We start from the raw sequence: 19978 nt of genomic DNA on the forward strand, positions 1-19978 counted from the left end.
TCAGCTTAAAGATTCAGCTTACGCTTAAAATAACGCTTCTAAACGGACCAAAGCACTTGGGAAATGGCTACGATCTTCACGACGATCATTAAAATAATTTAAATCGCCTTGTAAGTAAAACCATTCACGCCAAACAGGTTGTCGCCAAGACACGAAAGGGCCCCAACTGTTGAGCTTAAGGTCATTATTATTATAATAACCACCAGTATAGATACCGTAGTTAAAGCGATTGTTTTTAAAGAACTGATGTTGACGATAAGTACGGTTATCCCAAGTTAAATCATCGTCTTGTTCATCTGCATACGTCACATAGAATTGGTTAGAAATAAAGGGCTGATTGGGGCGAGCATGGGTTAGCTCTAAGTTGGTTCTCAAATAGTTTTCACTGTCGATGCCATAGCGATAAATTTGTTCCGCGTGAAAAGTAAAATCATTCCCCAGTTTCCAATCCTTTTGGGCCTTTAAACGTGCATAAATATCATCACCTGAACGAATACCAAGGTCTGCATCTAAGTCAAAAGGTAAGCGTTTAGAAAGCTGTGACCAACGTAAAGCAATCGAGCTGTTATCATCACGGATTTGTTTACCATCCACGCGTTTATCTGGATCACCATCAGCATGATTATTATTGATCGCAATATTATTGGAAATTTCATCATCTAATGAATCATCACCAAACACCACACTTAAACGGTTTTCAAGTGTGGGTAATTTTACTTTTCCTCGGATACGTGGATTGACATCATAACCATCATGTTTGTTCCATTGATTATCAACAATGATCCGCAACGTTGCTGATGCTGGATGTGCTGGATCAGTTTTTCCAAACCAGTTGTCCATTTTATTGGCTGTACGATCTGCCCAATTGCTAATCTTTTTCTGCTTTTTGTCGGCCCAGGTTTGATCTTCTGTCGCATCTGTTGGAGGAACAATAACCTGATCAGATTGCTCTGGGAAAATGGTCGGTGTTGAGTCAACAATTTTTGGAATATAGTTGAGCAAGCCGATCTCATTTTCTTTGGTGGTGGCTAAAGAAGGTTGCTGATCAACTTTCCCCGTTTTAGCATTCGCTTCAAGACTGCTATTTACTTCTGCAAATGCAGCGTTCCCAAAAAAACCGCCTAATATTAAGACATAAGGTAGTTTTGAGAAGATTGATATTTTATTCATATGCCCACTTCTTAAACTTTGAGTCATTCAGTTTTTAATTTTCAGTATAACTATGCCTTAAAAAAACACTGAATTTCAATGAAATCGCTATTTTAAGTACAAAAAACATAAATTTATTTAAAATGAAGTGCATTCTATCAGCGATATCACGAATCAAAGCGCGACTTAAGCTGTTTTTGAATAGATAAGCGCTTTTATTATCCACAGTCCAATTGTAGTAAAGCTTTTAAGCTAAAAATTCTTTGGAGACAAAATCTACACTTATGCAAGAATAGACAAGCAATTGTGAATAGCTGCCATGCACGTTTGAAAATTGAGAATGAAGAAAAATTATACGCTGTTGTGGATAACTTTAATTTTATCCTCAAGGCTGATTTTATTATGGGATAAACAAAAACACCTCCAAAAAAGGAGGTGTTGTGTCTTAAAAAATAAGAAAATTAAAAAAGAAACTACAGCGCATGAATTTCGTGGGAACGAAAAATATTTACAGATCTTAGTCTAAGAAAAAGGTGATGAATAGTTCCTTTTCTGCAACGCTGTATTGCAAAAATGGCACGTAACATTTTAAAAAAAGACCCGTTAAAAATAAGGTATAGAAATCATTCAATATATTTTTATGATCTATTTACGTTGGTTTTTTAGCCGGTTTCTTAAATATTATGATAGTTATTGAACCATGAAGAAATTCCTTCAAGGAATTTCTTCATTGGCTGAGTTTATTTGTTGGGAACTTCACAAGACTCATCAGCACAAACAGGACCATCCTGTTGTTCGATTTCAGCATCATTTGCAGTTTCAAGGGCTTTTTCTAACACTTGTACAAAGACTTCACGTGGTTGAGCACCCGCTAAAGCCACACGTTGATCAAAGACAAAGAATGGTACACCTGTTACTTTTAATTGTTCATGAGCAACTTGTTCATCGAATTTTACAAAGTCAGCATATTCTTCAGAGTCTAGAACATCATCAACTTCGATCGGATTTAAACCAATACGAGATGCGACATCTTCAATTGTTTCACGCTCACCAATTGGTAGGCCTTGTGTCATATAGCTATAGAAAAAAGCTTCTTCTGCTTCTGAGCCTAAACCCTTACTTTGTGCAAGATGAATGATACGATGGGCATTAAAGGTATTTCCTGAGTTGGCATTTTCCCAGTTAAATTGGATGCCTTCTTCTTTCGCCATAGCTGCAATATTACGTTGCATATCTTCAACTTCAGGGATGCTACGGCCATATTTTTGCGCAAGACGTTCAGAGTTTGAGACTTCTTGACGCGTAGGTGCTTCAGGATCAAGTTCAAAACTGTGCCAATGGACTTCAAGCTCAATACCTGCTTGTTCAGCAGCAGCTTCTAAACGTTTTTTACCGATATAGCAAAAAGGGCAAACCACATCTGACCAAATATCTACGCGCATGGGAAATCTCTACAATCTAATTCTGCATTATGATGGGGTTTGTTTGCATAAATTTAAAGTGAAACTTTTAGGCAGGCTCATTTTAAGCTTATTCAGCAAAGGTTATTTATTGTTATTTTGCATAATTAATATACAAAAAAGAGTCGCTTAGGATATTCTAAGTAATCTATAAGGATGTTCGGAGCTTGGTATGCGTCGACTTTTGATTGTTTTCGGTATCATTTTTCTGGCTGTTATTGGATTTTTCTACTATGACCATACTTCAGTAAAGAATGAAGAAGCCAATCGCCAAGCATTTGATTTGGTGATGACTGAAAAAATGCGGCAACTTTCTGAACAAGCTCAAGACCGCTCTAAACCAGTAAATATTGATATTCATGATAATCGGCTCAAAGGTGATTACAAAACCTTGTCCGAATTTTTACTCAAATATTGGGCCAAGAATATTGATACACGAAACACTTATTTAAATCAGCTCGCAGCGGCCAAATGGGATCATTTTTTAGATGTAAATCGTTTGGATGCTGACCGTAAACAGAACTATGTCGAAACAACACAGATGTTGGTGACTGTACGACAAGCGATGCAGCAATATCAGCAAAAAAATAGACAAAATAAAATTGAGGCTTTAAACGAATTAAAAAAAATAGATTTGCGCAAGGACCTCAAAAAACCATTACAGGATAAGCTCGAACAGAATGCTGAACTTGACCCTGAAAATACCTTAATCTTAAATGAGCTACAAATTTTAGGTAAAGCTGAAACCATGTTTGATTTGTTAAAAAAATATGAGTGGCAGAAGCAGGGCAATCAAATTTTGTTTAAGGAAGATGCTCAAGTGAAACAGTTTAACCAGTTGTTTCAGGATGTACTGAAATTGAATAGCCAAATCAATCAGAAAAAAGAGCAAAATGCGGAAGTATTAGAAGAAGCCTTGTAAATTTTAGAAGTAAATAAATGAAAAATATAAAAGTATGGCTGTTTTTTGCAATATGTATACTGCTATTGCTGGGTGGAATTGGCTATGTCTACCAGACGCCAATTCTCGTTCAGCAGGATTGTAAAAGCGTTGCTTTATATCGTTATCATTTTGGTGTGTATCAAATTGACCGAGACTCCATTCTGGATGTCGATACTTATAAAAAGGTTTATGGATGGAAGCATTTTTTAGGCTTAGCCCCTATTTTATGTGCTGAACAAATTGAGTATGACCAATGTGTCGTGGAGGAAAAGCGAGCGGCTTTAAATGCTGAGCAAGAAAAACAGCAATGGACCTTTGTGCGGGACAATTTATATATCAATCCTCAACGAGAATTGGCGTTAAAGTTTCCTTATGCAAATCGTTGTAGCATGTTTCTATCTGAACATGTTCTGCCCAGCAAAAGCCTGTCGATCATGGGTGAGCGTTTTTATCAACATTTGGGTTTTGGTGGTGAAGATGGGCCTTCTTTGAATGACACTATAGATTTAGCGAGCTTTAAACAGTTAAACCCTTCTAATTTGTATAAAGATAAACGGTATGTTTATCGCTACTTTAGCATGCTGGATGGGGGCAGTTTTTCTATTTTGGAGGGTGCAGATGCCAGTAGTTTTGAACTGCTCGGAGATTGCTACGCAAAAGACAAGCATCATATTTATGAAGAACGTTTTGGCAAACTTGAGGATGCAGATTATGCAAGTTTTAAAACCAAATCTGATGCGGGATGTGTTGCACAGGATAAAAATGGCTATTGGTTTTGGAATGATCGAAAAGCTTGGAAAGATATGAATAGTGAAGAAAAAGAGCGGGTCAAAGCGCTTCAATGAGGTTGATCTCGATTAGCGCTTGGTTTCTTCAACTTTTCCTTGCATTAAAAAAGATGCTAATAAGCTTTGAGATTTTTTGAGTTTGGCCAATTTTTCTGAAATATGTTCTAACTCCATTTCTAATGTCTCTTTGGCAACTGAGCATAAGGTAAGTTTTTCCTCACCCAAATCGAAACATGGCAATAATAATTTAATGTCTTTTAAATGCATGCCTGCATCATTGAGAACTTTAATTTTATGAATATCATCAATGTTTGCTTGATTATAATCTCGATAGTGATTCGCTGTTCGTTGCGGACGAATTAATCCTAATTCTTCGTAATAACGGAGCATACGCGGGCTGACTTGAGTTATTTCAGCAACTTTAGCAAGATTCATAATAGACCTCTTATAAACTGAAACCGATCAGTTGGAAAAAATTTATCGGTGGTTCTATTCAAGCTGTTGAATGAGCAAAAGATATTTAATCTTAATTTTAGAATTTTAACACTATTTACCGTTTATCTGAGCTTTAGTGAATCTCGCTAAAATTTGTTATAGCCTATTTAATAGACAATATTAAATGTATTGAATCATTTTATTGAATGTATAGGATGATTTATTTTTAGGTGAAATGTATGAACTTTATCAAAGTTTCGATACTTGCAACGGCTCTTTCTGTTTGGTTACCCACTGTACAGGCAGAAGAAGTTGCCTCATTGCCTACCATTAAAGTGATGGCGGATTCTGAGCTGCGTCAAGAAGCTGTAGGTGTTATTCCTTATCAAGAAGATAAGGATGTACGTAAAGCGTTACAGCATCAGATCATTAAAAAAGAGAATGAGATCCAAAATTATGTGATAGGCGATAATTTTGCTGTGCTTGATATGCAGCCCAAAGCCTCTGAACCGAATATAAATCAAATTTCTTCACCATTACTTAGAGAGTATGTTTTGGCTGTGGCTGCTGGTTTACAGTCCTCTGACCCGACATCAGGTTTGTTTACCATGATGGAACCACTTTCGATGGGGATGAATCGCGAGAAAGCCTTAGAAGCAGTTCGTAATGGAACTTTTAAGTTGAATATCGATGCTGACCGTTTAGATTTGATGTTAGGTGATAAATGGCGAAGTGCTCTGCCTAAGTGATAATCTTTTAAATTTTAAGAATATTGTAAAGCCAATCTGTGGATTGGCTTTTTTGTGTTTGGCGATTTTATTGAAAATTACATGTATTGAATCATTATTGCTATATTGTGATGAATACCCATTTATTTTTCTTTATTTTCAAATAAAGGATCCAAGATTGCATGTGCTTCTGTTGAATGATTTTTAGTGGAAAAAATATTTCCCTTGAGCATGCTATGTTTATTCCATACAAATTCTTGTTTGGTTAAATCAAATAAGCTTACTGAATAAAATTGACCTTCTTTGGGTATATAAGTTGTTACAAGACCTGAACCTGCTCCTAAAGTTGCAAGTGTTACGCCAAGACTTAGTGCACCCAGTGCTACTTTAGAACCTGTTGATGCCTTTAAACCATCAATCGATACCACAAAAATATAATTCGATTTTGACCAGTTTTTTAAAGTATTTAATGTCTCCTTCTCAATGATCGGAAGTGCTAAAGTCACTTTTTTGTTTCGAGCATTTGCCAAAATGACTTCATTTGATTTTGAAGTAAACTGATTAAAAGCTAAAACAGCCTTTTGTTGATCAGCATTCATATTTGAGTGATTAGCATTCAAAAGTGGATAGTTTGTAATCTCTTTACGTTTTGAGTCTTTATTTTCCAGAAAATCATACTTTTTAAGTTGTTCTTCTGGCATAGAACCACAAATAAACGGTGATGCAATTTCACCGATTTGAACACCATTCTGATTTAATTGTTGAGAAAATATCTGAATAAATTTTTCACTGGTTAATTGTGAGGGTTGATTCAAAATAAGATCTTTGCCCACTTCATTGGTGAGTAAGCAGCTATTGACTAAAATAGCCACAGGTTCAGCTTTCAGTGCCGTTTGTGTTTGGTTTAGTTGGTTACGAGTTTCAGTCGAAATTTTTGTTGTTGCACAGCCTGTAAATACAAAACTTGCAACAAGAGGAAATACAAATTTTTTCATGGCTACGTTCTGTCATTATTTAGTAAGGTTTAATTTCTGTATAAAGAATAAACAGATTATGTTAAATTTTATTAAAAATAAAGTTTAAATTAGCTTCATTATTATTTTTTATTCAAAAAAATCCCCGCATTTAGCGGGGATTTTATATCTTAATGTTTTAATTAAGAATTAAACACGTTCGATAATTGTCGCGATACCTTGGCCAAGACCGATACACATGGTTGCAAGACCGATTTGAGTATCTTGTTGTTCCATCACGTTTAACAATGTCGTGGTGATACGTGCGCCAGAACAACCCAATGGGTGACCCAATGCAATCGCACCGCCGTTCAAGTTGATCTTGTCTTGCTTGTCATAGATGTTCAAGCCTTTCATTACAGAAAGACCTTGAGCAGCAAATGCTTCGTTTAACTCGATGGTTTGGATGTCTTCCATCGTTAAGCCAGCACGTTTAAGCGCTTTCTGTGTTGCAGGAACAGGACCATAACCCATGATCGCAGCATCACAGCCTGCAATCGCCATAGAGCGAATCACAGCACGTGGTTTAAGACCTAAAGCTTGAGCACGTTCAGCAGACATCAACAACATTGCTGATGCACCATCAGACAATGCAGAAGAAGTCGCAGCAGTTACAGTACCACCTTTAGGGTCAAATACTGGACGTAACGCTTTGAATGCTTCAAGGTTTGCATCTGGACGAATTACTTCGTCGATGTCGCAAAGGATTTTGAAGCCATTGGCATCATGACCTTCAACACCCACGATTTCGTTTTTGAAACGACCTTCCTGAGTTGCAGCCCAAGCGCGACGATGAGATTCAACACCAAACGCATCTTGTTCGTCACGGCTAATGCCGTTCATACGACCTAACATTTCAGCAGTTAAGCCCATCATGTTAGATGCTTTCGCATAATGCTTTGATGCTTCTGGGTTAAGGTCGATGCCGTGCATCATACCAACGTGACCCATGTGCTCTACACCACCGATGATGAATACATCACCTTGGTTGGTTGCAATTTGCGCCGCAGCAGTATGGATTGACTGCATAGAAGAACCACAGAGGCGGTTTACAGTTTGACCACCAACAGTCTTCGGTAAGTCAGCCAATAACACGATGTTACGGCCAATGTTCATACCTTGTTCTAGGGTTTGGTTAACACAACCCCAGATCAAATCTTCAACTTCATTGACATCAAACTGGTTACGAGCAACTAAAGCACGAACCAATTCAGCAGATAAGCTGTCAGCACGTACATTGCGGAACATACCGTTTTTGGTTTTACCCATTGCAGAACGTACGCCATCAACGATGACAACGTCACGTGGATTCAAAGTAGCCATTCACGTTGCTCCTTAACCGTAGAATTTTTTGTTGTTTGCAGCCATGTCACGCAACATTTGTGGCGCTTCATAAGCCTTACCTAAGTGTGCATATTTGTCGCAAAGCGCAACATATTCAGCAACACCTGTTTGGTCGATGTAACGCGCTGGACCACCACGGAATGGAGGGAAACCTACACCCATGATCATTGCCATATCTGCTTCAGAAGCAGTAGAAACAATGTTGTCCTCTAAGCAACGAACAGTCTCGTTACAGAACGTGAGCATCATACGGTCAATAATTTCTTGAGCATCAAACTCGTGCTTTTCAGTTGTTGCCATCGTTGCAACAAGCTCATACGCAGTTGGATCAATAGATTTCGCTTTCTTACCTTTACGATCAAGCTCGTATTTGTAGAAACCAATGTCATTTTTTTGACCAAGACGTTTGTTTTCGTACATGATTTCGATCGCGCCTTTATAGTCAGGCTTCATGCGGTCTGGGAAACCTTCAGCCATAACTTCAGCACCATGCACACCAGTGTCGATACCCACAACGTCGATCAAATAAGCAGGTCCCATAGGCCAGCCGAATTTTTCCATGACTTTGTCAACTTGTTGGAAGTCTGCGCCATCTTTAAGCAGAAGGTCAAACGCACCAAAGTAAGGGAACAATACACGGTTTACAAGGAAGCCAGGGCAGTCGTTTACAACGATTGGTGTTTTACCCATTTTCTGAGCAAGAACAACAGTTGTCGCAATTGCTTCTTCAGATGTTTTCTCACCACGGATCACTTCAACCAAAGGCATCATGTGAACTGGGTTAAAGAAGTGCATACCCACGAAGTTTTCAGGACGAGTCAATGCATTTGCAAGACGCGTGATTGAAATCGTAGAGGTATTTGAAGCAATGATCGTATTTTCACGAACTTTTGCTTCTGTATCACGTAACACCGCTTCCTTGATTTTAGGATTCTCTGTGACTGCTTCAATCACGATGTCAACTTCTTTAAACTCGTCATAGCTTAAAGTAGGGCGGATGCGTGCAAGTGTTTCACCCATTTTTGCAGGTGTCATCTTTTTACGTTCAACTTGTTTAGTCAACAAGCCATTCGCTTCAGACATACCCAAAGCAAGCTGTGGGTTACCGATGTCTTTCATGATGATTGGTGTACCTTTGCTTGCCGCTTGGTAAGCAATACCACCACCCATAATACCCGCACCTAAAACAGCTGCTTGGTTAACAGGGTGAGCACCTTTCTCATGTTTTTTAGAGGCTTTTTTCACAACTTGGTCATTGATGAATAAACCGATCAATGCACCTGCTTGTGGTGTAATCGCAGCTTTAGCAAATGCTTCAGCTTCAATTTTTAACGCTTCATCACGTTTTTGGCTTACACCAGCTTGAAGTGAATCAAGAAGAAGTTTTGGCGCAGGGTATTGAGCAGGGTTTGCTTTCGCAAGGACCACACCTTTAGATGAGTTAAACGCCATCATTTGTTCAAGCATGTCTAATTTAACAGGCTCTAATTTTTCTTGACGTTTTGCTTTCCAGTCTAAACGACCAGAGATTGCTTGTTTAACAAGATCAATCGCAGCTTCTTGGAGTTTGTCAGCTGCAACAACTGCATCTACAGCACCGTCTTTCAGCGCAGCATCTGGACGTTTGTTTGCTGAAGTCGCGATCCACTCAACCGCATTGTCAATACCAATCAAACGGCTTAGACGAACAGTACCACCGAAACCAGGAATGATACCCAGTTTAACTTCTGGTAAGCCCACTGTTGCAGCATTTGACATTACGCGGTAGTCACATACCAAACACATTTCAAAACCGCCGCCCAATGCAATACCATTGATCGCAGCAACTTTAGGAATCTCTAGATCTTCAAAAGCGTTAAAAATCTCGTGAACAGGCATTGCCCATTCTACAATTGCACTTTCACCTTGCTTAAAATTTTCACCAAACTCAGTGATGTCTGCACCAACGATAAATGTTGATTTACCAGAGGTAACGATGAGACCTTTCACTTCACTGTTATTTTTTACAGCTTCAATAGCAGCTTTAAAGTCTTCAATCGTTGCACGGTTGAATTTGTTAACCGACTCACCTTGTAAGTCAAAGCGGAATTCTGCAATTCCGTCCGAAAGCAATTGGACGGTAATGGCATTGCCAGCGTGGATCATGCCCTGATCTCCTTTTTTGGAGGACTTCTTAAGTTGATGTTTTGAAGTGTGTATGCAATTCCCGCACACATTTCGACTTCACTAATCTTACGATAACTATATCTAAAAATAACCTAACAAGTTGTATCAAGCCGTGACGCAAGGGTCATCAATTTTTTTTGAGTAGAAGATTAAATTAAGCTTTTCAATTTTAAGAATTTTATAGGTTTTTTGCATAAATATTTGAAATTTATTTATTTAATGTAAATTCCTTTGTGCCTTTCTTTACAAAAAGGAATAAGAATAGCCATTCATCGTGATTCATTTTTTTTGTCATTTAGGTCAATTGGTGTGAAATTTAATTATTTGTTTAGAAAATCTTTATAATCTATTGAATGTTTTGTATTATATATGTAATATTTGCTTGGTATTTACTCAAAAAAAGAACCCGTTATGAATACACAAAACAAGAAACTCGCATTTACAGCTATTTTTTTATCCTTGTCTTTGGTTGGATGCGGTGGTGGTGATGACTCTTCATCAGATAATTCGAAACCTTCAACAGCACAAGACAGCTTGGATAATGGAACACGCTATTACGCTGTTAATTATGAATTAGATGATGACTCTGATAACTTGACTATGGAATATTATGAGATTTTCAATAAACAGTTTAAGAGTTCTGACGCTAACAAATTTCTAGGAGAATATATATTAACAGCCAACAAATTATATACGCCACGTGAGATTGCACCGAATACAGTTGCATTAAACTCTATGACTTCATGGACCTCAACCTTAATTGGTAATGTTAAAACAGATCTTAAATTAGAAAAAGTTGATGTCTCAGGAAAAAATATTTTTGATACGGTTTTACCAGGCTATCGTAGTTTAGGTTTCGACAGTGAAAATAATTATAATGAAGCACGAAAATTATTAGCTTCATACGGCAATGATCGTTTTCCACAGGGGAGTAACTGTTATCGTTTTATCTCTCAAAAGAACAACCAAGATTATTTTAGTTTCAAGACAGATACTGAATCGAAGCGAACATTTGAAGAATTAAAAGAAGCAAGTTCTGGTTATGTTGATTTTTTAAATCAACAAGTTAAGCCATTAGACCTAACCTATCGTTATTCAAGTGGTAATTGGCAAAATGTTCCTTGGACGACTATTTATGAAACTGATACGGGCATAACCAGTGATGATTATGTGGCAGTTAAATATCAAGATAAAACATATTTGGCTAATTACGAAAGTGACATTGAATGGACGAGAGCCAAAGAAATTAAACAATGGGAAAAACTGCTAGCCATAGCCACAACAGACAAACAAAGAAGAACAGCAACGTTAAATATTGAACGGTTCAAGAATGGGTGTTTTATATATAACACGCAAGCTGCATCAGCTTTGGCTTCTTTAAGACTGATTGATTGGAATAAATAAGAAAACAACTTAGATGTCTGTCTAATAAAACTTCAACCAAATTTGTAGTCACTTCTACAAATTTGGTTTATTTTTAATAATAATCAATAAAAACATCCAATTAGGTTATTGTGGCTTTTTGATTTATAGGTTTGTTATACTTTGTAGAAACATTCTCACTTTTTGAGATTTAAAATTCTATCAGCACATGTTGCTTGATTAACCTGATTAATGAAAAGAGTGCTGTATGATTAAATGGATCATATTGGCGATTTTTGTGATTTCTGCTTTGTATATCCAAAATCGCGGTAAAGTGCGACATTCGTTTTATCGTCAATTTTTTGACCATTCAACGATACTCGCACCAATTAACTTTCTCATGTATATGTTTTCAAAAGTGCCGAATCAGCCGTATATCGACACACAACATTTTAAAGATTTAAAAGTGTTAGATGAAAACTGGGAAATGATTCGTGAAGAGGCGCAAGCGTTATATGCCAAAGGTGGAATTAAGGCTTCAAGTACATATGATGACTTAGGCTTTAATTCATTCTTTAAAACAGGTTGGAAACGGTTTTACCTAAAATGGTATGACTCAGCGCATCCGTCAGCAGCAGAGCTTTGCCCAAAAACAACTGAATTGCTGAAAACCTTGCCAAGTATTAAGGCGGCAATGTTTACAGAGCTTGCACCTGATAGTCGATTAGTGCGCCATCGTGATCCTTATGCAGGTTCATTGCGTTATCACTTGGGGCTCATTACGCCAAATGATGATCGTTGCTTTATTGATGTAGATGGTCAGCGTTATTCATGGCGTGATGGTGAAAGCGTGGTTTTTGATGAAACCTATATTCATTATGCTGAAAATACCACAGACCAAAATCGTATTATCTTTTTTGCTGATGTAGAGCGTCCATTAAAAACAAGATTTATGCAGCGCTTTAATCACTGGTTCGGTAAAAAAGTGATGACAGCTGCCAGTTCTCCAAATGAAGCAGGTGATCAAACAGGGGGGTTAAACAAAGTTTTTGGTTATGTGTATCAAATCCGCATTAAAGCCAAAGCCTTGAAAAAAACCAATCGTCAGTTGTATTACTTTTTAAAGTGGTTCTTGATGTTAGGGATTTTCTTCCTGATTTTTATTCGACCATATATGTCACAGATCATTGCATTTTTTGAAAAAATGATTTGATTTAAAGCGCCCGCCAGGGCGTTTTTTTAATAACAAATTTTGACTTGAGTTTAACGCTCGTTTTTTTTAATTTACTTTCATAATTTATAAAAGCGCTGGAAAACACAAAATGTTTAAAAATTTAGCCTCAGAAATGATGGGTATGAGTGATATTGGAACAATTATTGAGCCACATGATTTCAATAAAACAGATATTGATGATTATATTTTTCATGAAGATAACGAGAAAATTTTCTTTGTCATCAAAAGTAAAACAGATGAATATTGCTTTACCAATGTGGCCTTTATGCATCTAGATGGTAAAAGTGCAATCAGTAAAAAACGTATGTTGTACCGCTACTTGTATAAGCATAATCCAATTAAAAATGTACTTTTAGAAACTGCTGGTACCGTGGATTTAGATGCTGAAATCAAGTTCCAATTAGGTGAACAGCATTTCTCTATCGATATTGATAAAAAACAAATCGAGAAAATTCGTGATCTTTATAAAGCATTATTTACCATTGGTGAAACTTGCAAAGAGATCAATCGTAAACGTAATGTGCTATTACAAAGCACTGACAATGTGCAGAAAATGTTTAACTTACGAGAGCTTAGTGAACAGGCAATTTTAAATTTACCTGAAATCATCAATCAGACTGCGCAACAAGTTGAAGATTATGCCAATCAGCGTATTCGACAGATTGAGAATTATGATTTTTCTGAAATTTTTGATCGCTATTTAAAAAATTGATGCTTAAACATTTAGTCAAAAATTATAACGCTCGAAAGAGCGTTTTTTATTATGTAAATCGATGATTTTATAGTCATATTTAACTTAAAATTCAGATAGAATAATATTTTGTATGGGGAAACTTTGAAGAGCGTGATGCAAAAATTTCATACTAAAATTGATTGGTGGATTTTAGGCTTTTTAATCGTAATGACAGGTCTACTGATTCAATTGCTTTATACCATGTATGCAAAAGGCACTATGGTTGAATATCCTGAGCATACAGCGGTGTATATTTTAACTATTGCTGTGATTTGGTGGCCAGTTTTCAATACACGCTATATCATTGAAAATGAAGCATTGATCATTCATAGCCTATTTTTAAAATGGTATATCCCATTGAAAAATATTCAAAACATCAGCAAAACCAATAATTCGATTTCATCACCTGCCTTATCTCTAGATCGTTTGAAAATCGAATATATGAAAGATGGAAAAATCAAACAGGTCTTGGTTTCTCCAAGAGATCAACAGGCCTTCCGTCAGGCAGTAGAAGTCGGTTGTACTCAGATTGAAATAAATAGAGAATAGCGATCGTTTGTGATAAATATTTTAAAACTATCATAAGAAGTGAATCATACGGGTATTGAAAGTGCCTTCTCGCTTTGGAAGAAGACTAAGACGAGAGGGTTTTTATGTTTTATGGTTTTAAAATTTATAAAAGCAGCCTAAAGTACAAAGCCTAACTGAGACGAGAATCTCTTGAAATTTACTTTAATAATCAACTATATGGAAATAAAAAACAGTCAAATTTTAAGCAATTTTTACTTGTGATTTTATGAAATATTGGTTAATAATAATTCAAAACAAATAGTCGAGTGAACCGCTATAATGAAAAAAACAATATTTTTTATAATCAATGCTTTAATTTTAACAGCGTGTGGTGGCGGATCGGATGATTCAAAAAGTGAATCAGATAAATTTGATACCCTATATTCATTTCAAGGTGGAGGCATTGACTTACTATCAGGAGCAAAAACTTACCATATCAATGAAAATAAAAATCTCTTGGTTCAAGATGCTTCTATAGAAGAAACTTCAAAATATTATCTAACACAAAATGCGATTTCGACATTTACCCCACCACAATTAGATCAAAATACATACTTGTTGGGTGAGTCTGCAACATTTGATGGAACGAAATTACAATATTCCGTGAGTAATTATATTGCTCAACAACCTTTGGTTTTATCTTATCAATATAAGAAAATTGATGTCTCTGGGCAATTGATTACGGATGATATTTATAATCCAATCCGTCAAATGAGGAGTAGTGCGACAGGTCAGATTTTAGTTGCAATCTTAGGGTTAGGTTATTCGCCAAATGAAGTATTTCCAAAAGGCTCTATTTGTTGGCAAAGTTTGTCAGCCAATAGTAATCAGGAATATATTGAGTTCTTACCGTATATCGTTGATGCAAAGGTATTTGCAGATTTAGAAATAGAAGCAACAGGAAATTGGAGTAATGTGGCTTGGACGCGATTCAAAGATAAGGAAAACACCCTATATAGCAATGTAAAGCTCACAATAGATGGAAAAGACTATCAAGGAAAATATCATCCTCAAAATGAATTTTTTTATCATAAACCTGATGAATTGGCGTGTAGTTGGATGAACCGTATCGCCTATAAAGCTGTTAATCAGCCATTTAAAAAAATAACAAATCAGGGCACTATAGAGTAGAAAGCGCAAGTAATTCACTCAAGTAGACTTGAAAAATGGATGATCTAACTACATCATCCATTTATAGTCCAAAGTTAAAAGTCTACTGTGAACGAAAACGCACGTGAAAATATCGAAAAGATTCTAGCCAATATGACGACTTTACCTGGTGTGTATAAAATGCTGGGAAAAGAGGGTGAATTATTATATGTCGGAAAAGCCAAAAATCTAAAAAATCGTGTACTAAGTTATTTTGTCAAAACCATTGAACATCCGAAAACACAGGCTTTGGTTGCACGTATTTATAATATTGAAACCCTTATCGTCCGTTCTGAAACAGAAGCTTTATTACTCGAACAGAATCTAATAAAACTGCATCGCCCACCATATAACATTATGTTGCGCGATGATAAATCCTATGTCTATATTTTTGTCTCCGCAGATAAGCCTTATCCACGTATTGCTTCAGGACGGGGCAAAGGCAAACATCAAGTGGGTAAGTTTTTTGGCCCTTATCCAAGCGCTTACAATGCAAGAGATACACTGTTAGTTCTACAAAAATTATTTAATGTCCGCCAATGTGAAAATAGCTATTTTTCACAGCGTAAACGTCCTTGTCTGCAATATCAGATCAAGCGTTGTACTGCGCCTTGTGTGGGGCTAATTTCAGCCGAAGCCTATAATGAAGACGTACAAAACTCGATTCGTTTTTTAAATGGTGATACCAAAGAACTGAATCAGGAATTGATTCAAAAAATGGAACAAGCGGCAGAAAATCTAGAATTTGAGAAAGCGGTATTTTACCGTGACCGCATGGCCTTACTGCGTGATGTCCAAGCACAACAAGCCATTTATAAAGTCAAAGGTGAAGCGGATATTCTTGCAATTGCCTATCAAGCGGGTGTGACCTGTGTACAGATCATGCATGTGCGTAATGGGAAAATGCTGGGTGGGAAAAGTTATTTTCCAGATATGTTAGATGATGATTTGGGACAAATGTTGTCTGATTTTATCGCCAATTTTTATTTTCAAGTCGCAGATGAAGTTCCTGCTGAACTGATTGTCAATGTAAATGTGACAGACCGAAAAGAACTGGAAGAAGCTTTACATCAACAATTTGAAAAGAAAATACAGATTAAACACAATGTTCGTGAAACTCGTGCTGAATGGCTTGAGTTGGCTGAGATGAATGTTCAGCATGCCATCAAAGGAAAATTAGCCAATCATTTAGAATTAAATGAGCGTTTTCATCAATTAGAACAAGTCTGTGGACGACCTGTTGATCGTATTGAATGCTTTGATATCTCGCATACTATGGGCGAAGCGACCATTGCATCATGTGTGGTTTTTGATGCAGGTGGCGCACGTAAACGCGATTATCGCCAATTTGCGATTGAAGATATTACTGGCGGTGATGATTATGCCGCAATGCGCCAAGCCTTAACACGCCGTTATAAAAAGGCCATGTTACCCGATTTATTATTGATTGATGGGGGTAAAGGGCAACTTCATATGGCGATGGAAGTTATGCAAGAGCTTGGTTTAGATGCATTTATGGTGGGTGTCTCCAAAGGTGAAGGGCGTAAACCCGGTTTAGAAACACTACATTTTACCGATGGCACGAAGATTCAGCTTCCTGAAGACCATAAAGCCCTGCATTTGATTCAGCAGGTTCGTGATGAAGCACATCGCTTTGCCATTACCAAACATCGCGCTAAACGAGATAAGCGTCGTGGAGGTTCGGTACTTGAGGCTATTCCGGGCTTAGGTCCAAAACGTCGCCGTGATTTACTGACACATTTTGGTGGGATTCAAGGCGTACTTAAAGCCTCTGAACATGATTTAAAAAATGTTCCCGGTTTGGGTGATGTTATGGCACGAATGATTTATAAAGTGTTGCATGAATAACGTCATTATTGTTCTCGATGATGAGTAACATTTGCCAAAACAACCATTGACGCATGAGTCACTGATCATTTTCATCTCATGTTAAATATGAAACAGTACAGCAAAGATTGGAAAATTGGACAGATCATGTCATTAGAATCGCTATTTCAGCAGATTGAACAAGAAGAGTGGATTGATATTCCTCAAGGGTGGTTGCAGGGGCGCACCATCTTTGGTGGTCTCGTTGCAGGTATGTTGGTTTATAAAGCAATTGCAACCATTCACGATCCAGTTAAAAAGTTGTTAAGTTGTAGTGTCACTTTTGTTGGGCCTGTTGAAGAAACACCAGTGAAATTGACTGCTGAAATTCTGAGACAAGGTAAGTCAGTTACCACAATTGAAGTCAGACTGTGGCAAAATGAAGCTGTGCAGAGTATTTTAATTGCAAGTTTTGGTAGCCAACGAGATTCTAAAATTCAAGTGTCTTTAGAGCCTCAAGCCCCTGATTTTCCGCCACTTGATCAGATTAATATTGTCCCTAAATATTTACCTTTTCCAGAGTGTGTAAAAAATTTCCAACTGGCATGGACTGAAGGGAATTATCCAATGTCAGGCAGTAAACAACCTGATTTTTCAGGTTGGTGTCGTTTTGACCCTGAGCTACATGCCAATCGAGAAATGAATGTCTCAGATATCATGACCTTAATGGACGTTTGGCCACCCGGTGTATTGCCGATGTTTAAACTGCCTGCGCCCGCAAGTACACTGACTTGGCAAGTAACGTTTATCCATCCTTTACAAAATCAGTTGAATGATTGGTTCAAGTATAAAGTGATTACAGACTTTGCTGAGCATGGATATGCAACAGAACATGCCTATCTTTGGGATGAGCAAAATCGACTCATTGCGATTGCAAGACAGACGGTTACAGTATTTACCTAGTCGACAGTTTCATGTGAATCGTTTAAAGTACTAACGAAATAGAGCTTTACTCTAAATTATTATTTACCTTCATTCGGGTAAGTAGGGGACTCACTGGCGGTGTCTATGACTACAGGTCGTATCCTGAATATTCCAAATATCTTGACGCTTGCTCGAATCGCGTTAATTCCTGTTTTTTTAATTATTGCCTATTGGCCACCTGCAATTGGAGTAGCTGGACATACTGGTGGTATGACGCGTCATATTATCTTGACTGCAATTTTTGTTGTTGCAGCAGTCACAGATTGGTTTGATGGTTATCTGGCACGAACATTAAATCAAACCTCAGCTTTTGGACGTTTTTTAGATCCAGTTGCAGATAAATTAATGGTGGCAGCAGCACTGATTGTTTTAGTGCAATGGCAACCATCAATCACTATGGCATTTGCCGCAATTGTGATTATTTCACGTGAAATTACAGTTTCAGCACTGCGTGAATGGATGGCTGAATTAGGTGCACGTACCAATGTAGCAGTCTCCACGGTGGGTAAATATAAAACAGCCTTTCAGATGATTGCGATCACGGTGTTTTTATTGAATTGGCAGCCGCTTGAAATACTGGCTTATGCCTTGTTATATACCGCGGTCATTTTGACACTCTGGTCGATGTTTATTTATTTAAAAGCAGCGTGGCCTTATTTAAAACAGCCTTAATCTGCACAAATGAATGCAATATACAGATCAAAGCCTTTCTCTCGTGAAAGGCTTTTTTTGTGCTTGAAAGTCAGTACAATGGAAAGATTGATGAAAACAGATACAAATCGTTAAACATCATCTTGGGCTATATTGAAAATCAATCAAATTACAAGAAACACTGTAACTGGAATATTGAGAAACACGCCATTGCAGGTAAAATTAAGGAATACACATGGCAGCATTGCTCTATTTATCGAATCAAAATTTGTATTTATTGGATGGGAATAAAAGTATTACGGTTCCTTGCCAAGCCATTGACTTATATAAAAAGAATTTAGTTGAGATTCAGCAACGTAAAGATTGGAAAACCAAAGGTACGGGTGCACAGTTCATGGGAGCATTGTCACAAAATGATGAGGTGGATTTAAACCATATTTTCCCCACAGATGTTGCTCTTACTGCTGATCATAAAATGATTTATACCGCTTGTTTGCAAGAAGGCACTTCGATCAATATCAAATCATTGACAGATTTACAAGAAACCGAAGGCTTAGTATTACGAAAGAATGATTTTGTGGTGCAGGACATGGCTTATGATGAATCTAAAAAGCGTTTAGCACTATCCGTTAACACCCAAGGTTATGAACGGCATATTTGTATTCTGCCTTTAGACGCCAATCGAACACAGTATTTGACCGAAGGGGATTGTCAGGATTCAAATCCATGTTTTGATCCGCGAGATACCATGCAGTTGTATTATGATTCGTGTGGTTTAGCCTATGGCGAACACCGTATTGCCTATAGCCCCAAAGAAATTTTTCATTTGGATATGGGAACAGGCGAGTTGCAAACAATCGCTTCAAATCCAAAGTTTGATTTCTTTAAACCCAAAATGGATGAGCAGGGCAATTTGTACTTTATTAAACGCCCGTATTCCCGTGATGGCGCTCACCAATCCCCGTTAACAACGTTTAAAGATATTATTTTTGCGCCTTTTAAAATTATTCGTGCGATTGTGGGGTGGTTGGATTTCTTTACTCAACGCTATACAGGTGAATCATTAAAAACAACGTCTGGAAATAATCCAGCCAAATCGCAACAAAAGTCAGAAGAAGAGTTATTTGTTGAAGGTAATTTGATTAAGGCTCAGCAAAATTTAGAACGTAATCAGAAGGCGGGCGAAAAATATCCAGGGATGATTCCAAATTCTTGGGAGTTGATCAAGATGACAGCTTCTGGTGAGATGATTGTATTAAAAAAAGGCGTCATGAGTTTTGCTTTAAAAGACAACTCTATTTTTTATTCCAATGGAAAATATTTGGTTGAAATTGATCAAAACAACAATGAGACCTTGCGGATTGAAGCCAAGCTAATTTCAAAAATTATCTGTTGATGAACATTAATATATGTAAAGCAGTAGTTTGTTGTCATGTTCCTGT

Annotated in this window: 18 protein-coding genes; 12 read left to right on the plus strand and 6 right to left on the minus strand. The window is 37.2% G+C overall.

Annotation, left to right across the window (positions count from 1 at the left end; all coding sequences use genetic code 11):
• Positions 1–24: 24 nt before the first annotated feature.
• Positions 25–1170, minus strand: a complete 1146-nt coding sequence (locus tag AC07U8_RS01445) for a hypothetical protein (protein ID WP_494737178.1) — start codon at positions 1168–1170, stop codon at positions 25–27.
• 719 nt (positions 1171–1889) lie between these two features.
• Positions 1890–2591: a DsbA family oxidoreductase gene (locus tag AC07U8_RS01450; RefSeq protein WP_004818526.1), complete on the minus strand. Its 702-nt coding sequence runs from the start codon at positions 2589–2591 to the stop codon at positions 1890–1892.
• A gap of 190 nt (positions 2592–2781) precedes the next feature.
• Between AC07U8_RS01450 and AC07U8_RS01455 the strand changes: the two genes are divergently transcribed.
• The gene (locus AC07U8_RS01455) at positions 2782–3531 is read left to right on the plus strand and encodes a hypothetical protein (protein ID WP_004818529.1); all 750 of its coding nucleotides are present in this window, start codon (positions 2782–2784) and stop codon (positions 3529–3531) included.
• Positions 3532–3548: 17 nt separating this feature from the next.
• A complete protein-coding gene (locus AC07U8_RS01460) occupies positions 3549–4397 on the plus strand; it encodes a DKNYY domain-containing protein (RefSeq protein WP_494737179.1) in 849 nt (282 codons plus the stop codon).
• A gap of 12 nt (positions 4398–4409) precedes the next feature.
• Here the strand turns inward: AC07U8_RS01460 and AC07U8_RS01465 are convergent, their stop codons facing one another.
• Positions 4410–4775 (minus strand): MerR family transcriptional regulator, encoded by a 366-nt coding sequence (locus AC07U8_RS01465; protein WP_494737180.1) that lies wholly within the window; start codon positions 4773–4775, stop codon positions 4410–4412.
• Positions 4776–5014: 239 nt separating this feature from the next.
• On the opposite strand from AC07U8_RS01465, the gene AC07U8_RS01470 reads away from it, so the two are divergent.
• Positions 5015–5524 (plus strand): hypothetical protein, encoded by a 510-nt coding sequence (locus AC07U8_RS01470; protein ID WP_494737181.1) that lies wholly within the window; start codon positions 5015–5017, stop codon positions 5522–5524.
• A 122-nt stretch (positions 5525–5646) separates the two neighbouring features.
• Here AC07U8_RS01470 and AC07U8_RS01475 read toward each other — a convergent pair whose 3' ends face one another.
• The 3 genes from AC07U8_RS01475 to fadB form a co-directional block, all read right to left on the minus strand.
• On the minus strand, positions 5647–6498 hold the full coding sequence (locus AC07U8_RS01475; protein ID WP_494737182.1) for a hypothetical protein: 852 nt from the start codon (positions 6496–6498) through the stop codon (positions 5647–5649).
• A gap of 168 nt (positions 6499–6666) precedes the next feature.
• Positions 6667–7839 (minus strand): acetyl-CoA C-acyltransferase FadA, encoded by a 1173-nt coding sequence (fadA, locus tag AC07U8_RS01480; protein WP_004718442.1) that lies wholly within the window; start codon positions 7837–7839, stop codon positions 6667–6669.
• A 12-nt stretch (positions 7840–7851) separates the two neighbouring features.
• Entirely contained in the window at positions 7852–10005 is a 2154-nt protein-coding gene (fadB, locus tag AC07U8_RS01485) for a fatty acid oxidation complex subunit alpha FadB (RefSeq protein WP_494737183.1), read from the minus strand.
• 432 nt (positions 10006–10437) lie between these two features.
• Here fadB and AC07U8_RS01490 point away from each other — a divergent pair, with 432 nt between their 5' ends.
• The 9 genes from AC07U8_RS01490 (at position 10438) to AC07U8_RS01530 (ending at position 19932) form a co-directional block, all read left to right on the plus strand.
• Positions 10438–11430 carry a hypothetical protein gene (locus AC07U8_RS01490; protein WP_494737184.1) on the plus strand — a complete coding sequence of 331 codons (993 nt, stop codon included), beginning with the start codon at positions 10438–10440 and terminating at the stop codon, positions 11428–11430.
• Between the two features lie 226 nt (positions 11431–11656).
• Positions 11657–12601: a lipid A hydroxylase LpxO gene (lpxO, locus tag AC07U8_RS01495; RefSeq protein WP_004718437.1), complete on the plus strand. Its 945-nt coding sequence runs from the start codon at positions 11657–11659 to the stop codon at positions 12599–12601.
• Between the two features lie 109 nt (positions 12602–12710).
• A complete protein-coding gene (locus AC07U8_RS01500) occupies positions 12711–13334 on the plus strand; it encodes a PH domain-containing protein (protein ID WP_004718435.1) in 624 nt (207 codons plus the stop codon).
• A 135-nt stretch (positions 13335–13469) separates the two neighbouring features.
• Positions 13470–13904, plus strand: coding sequence for a PH domain-containing protein (locus tag AC07U8_RS01505; protein ID WP_494737185.1), 435 nt, complete (start codon positions 13470–13472; stop codon positions 13902–13904).
• Positions 13905–14204: 300 nt separating this feature from the next.
• Positions 14205–15056 carry a hypothetical protein gene (locus AC07U8_RS01510; protein WP_494737186.1) on the plus strand — a complete coding sequence of 284 codons (852 nt, stop codon included), beginning with the start codon at positions 14205–14207 and terminating at the stop codon, positions 15054–15056.
• 87 nt (positions 15057–15143) lie between these two features.
• Positions 15144–16943 carry an excinuclease ABC subunit UvrC gene (gene uvrC, locus AC07U8_RS01515; protein ID WP_209828293.1) on the plus strand — a complete coding sequence of 600 codons (1800 nt, stop codon included), beginning with the start codon at positions 15144–15146 and terminating at the stop codon, positions 16941–16943.
• Between the two features lie 126 nt (positions 16944–17069).
• Positions 17070–17864 (plus strand): thioesterase family protein, encoded by a 795-nt coding sequence (locus AC07U8_RS01520; protein WP_494737187.1) that lies wholly within the window; start codon positions 17070–17072, stop codon positions 17862–17864.
• Positions 17865–17969: 105 nt separating this feature from the next.
• Positions 17970–18557 carry a CDP-diacylglycerol--glycerol-3-phosphate 3-phosphatidyltransferase gene (gene pgsA / locus AC07U8_RS01525; protein ID WP_004718416.1) on the plus strand — a complete coding sequence of 196 codons (588 nt, stop codon included), beginning with the start codon at positions 17970–17972 and terminating at the stop codon, positions 18555–18557.
• 214 nt (positions 18558–18771) lie between these two features.
• Entirely contained in the window at positions 18772–19932 is a 1161-nt protein-coding gene (locus tag AC07U8_RS01530) for a hypothetical protein (protein WP_494737188.1), read from the plus strand.
• Positions 19933–19978: the final 46 nt, after the last annotated feature.

This window comes from Acinetobacter sp. GW821-FHT01E09 (assembly GCF_059422385.1).

Coding starts and splice junctions, on each gene's coding strand:
- AC07U8_RS01450 (WP_004818526.1), bottom strand. CDS start 2,591: ATGCGCGTAGATATTTGGTCAGATGTGGTTTGCCCTTTTTGCTATATC.
- AC07U8_RS01445 (WP_494737178.1), bottom strand. CDS start 1,170: ATGAATAAAATATCAATCTTCTCAAAACTACCTTATGTCTTAATATTA.
- AC07U8_RS01465 (WP_494737180.1), bottom strand. CDS start 4,775: ATGAATCTTGCTAAAGTTGCTGAAATAACTCAAGTCAGCCCGCGTATG.
- AC07U8_RS01460 (WP_494737179.1), top strand. CDS start 3,549: ATGAAAAATATAAAAGTATGGCTGTTTTTTGCAATATGTATACTGCTA.
- AC07U8_RS01490 (WP_494737184.1), top strand. CDS start 10,438: ATGAATACACAAAACAAGAAACTCGCATTTACAGCTATTTTTTTATCC.
- AC07U8_RS01530 (WP_494737188.1), top strand. CDS start 18,772: ATGGCAGCATTGCTCTATTTATCGAATCAAAATTTGTATTTATTGGAT.
- AC07U8_RS01510 (WP_494737186.1), top strand. CDS start 14,205: ATGAAAAAAACAATATTTTTTATAATCAATGCTTTAATTTTAACAGCG.
- AC07U8_RS01500 (WP_004718435.1), top strand. CDS start 12,711: ATGTTTAAAAATTTAGCCTCAGAAATGATGGGTATGAGTGATATTGGA.
- AC07U8_RS01455 (WP_004818529.1), top strand. CDS start 2,782: ATGCGTCGACTTTTGATTGTTTTCGGTATCATTTTTCTGGCTGTTATT.
- AC07U8_RS01520 (WP_494737187.1), top strand. CDS start 17,070: ATGTCATTAGAATCGCTATTTCAGCAGATTGAACAAGAAGAGTGGATT.
- lpxO (WP_004718437.1), top strand. CDS start 11,657: ATGATTAAATGGATCATATTGGCGATTTTTGTGATTTCTGCTTTGTAT.
- pgsA (WP_004718416.1), top strand. CDS start 17,970: ATGACTACAGGTCGTATCCTGAATATTCCAAATATCTTGACGCTTGCT.
- AC07U8_RS01470 (WP_494737181.1), top strand. CDS start 5,015: ATGAACTTTATCAAAGTTTCGATACTTGCAACGGCTCTTTCTGTTTGG.
- fadB (WP_494737183.1), bottom strand. CDS start 10,005: ATGATCCACGCTGGCAATGCCATTACCGTCCAATTGCTTTCGGACGGA.
- AC07U8_RS01475 (WP_494737182.1), bottom strand. CDS start 6,498: ATGAAAAAATTTGTATTTCCTCTTGTTGCAAGTTTTGTATTTACAGGC.
- AC07U8_RS01505 (WP_494737185.1), top strand. CDS start 13,470: ATGCAAAAATTTCATACTAAAATTGATTGGTGGATTTTAGGCTTTTTA.
- fadA (WP_004718442.1), bottom strand. CDS start 7,839: ATGGCTACTTTGAATCCACGTGACGTTGTCATCGTTGATGGCGTACGT.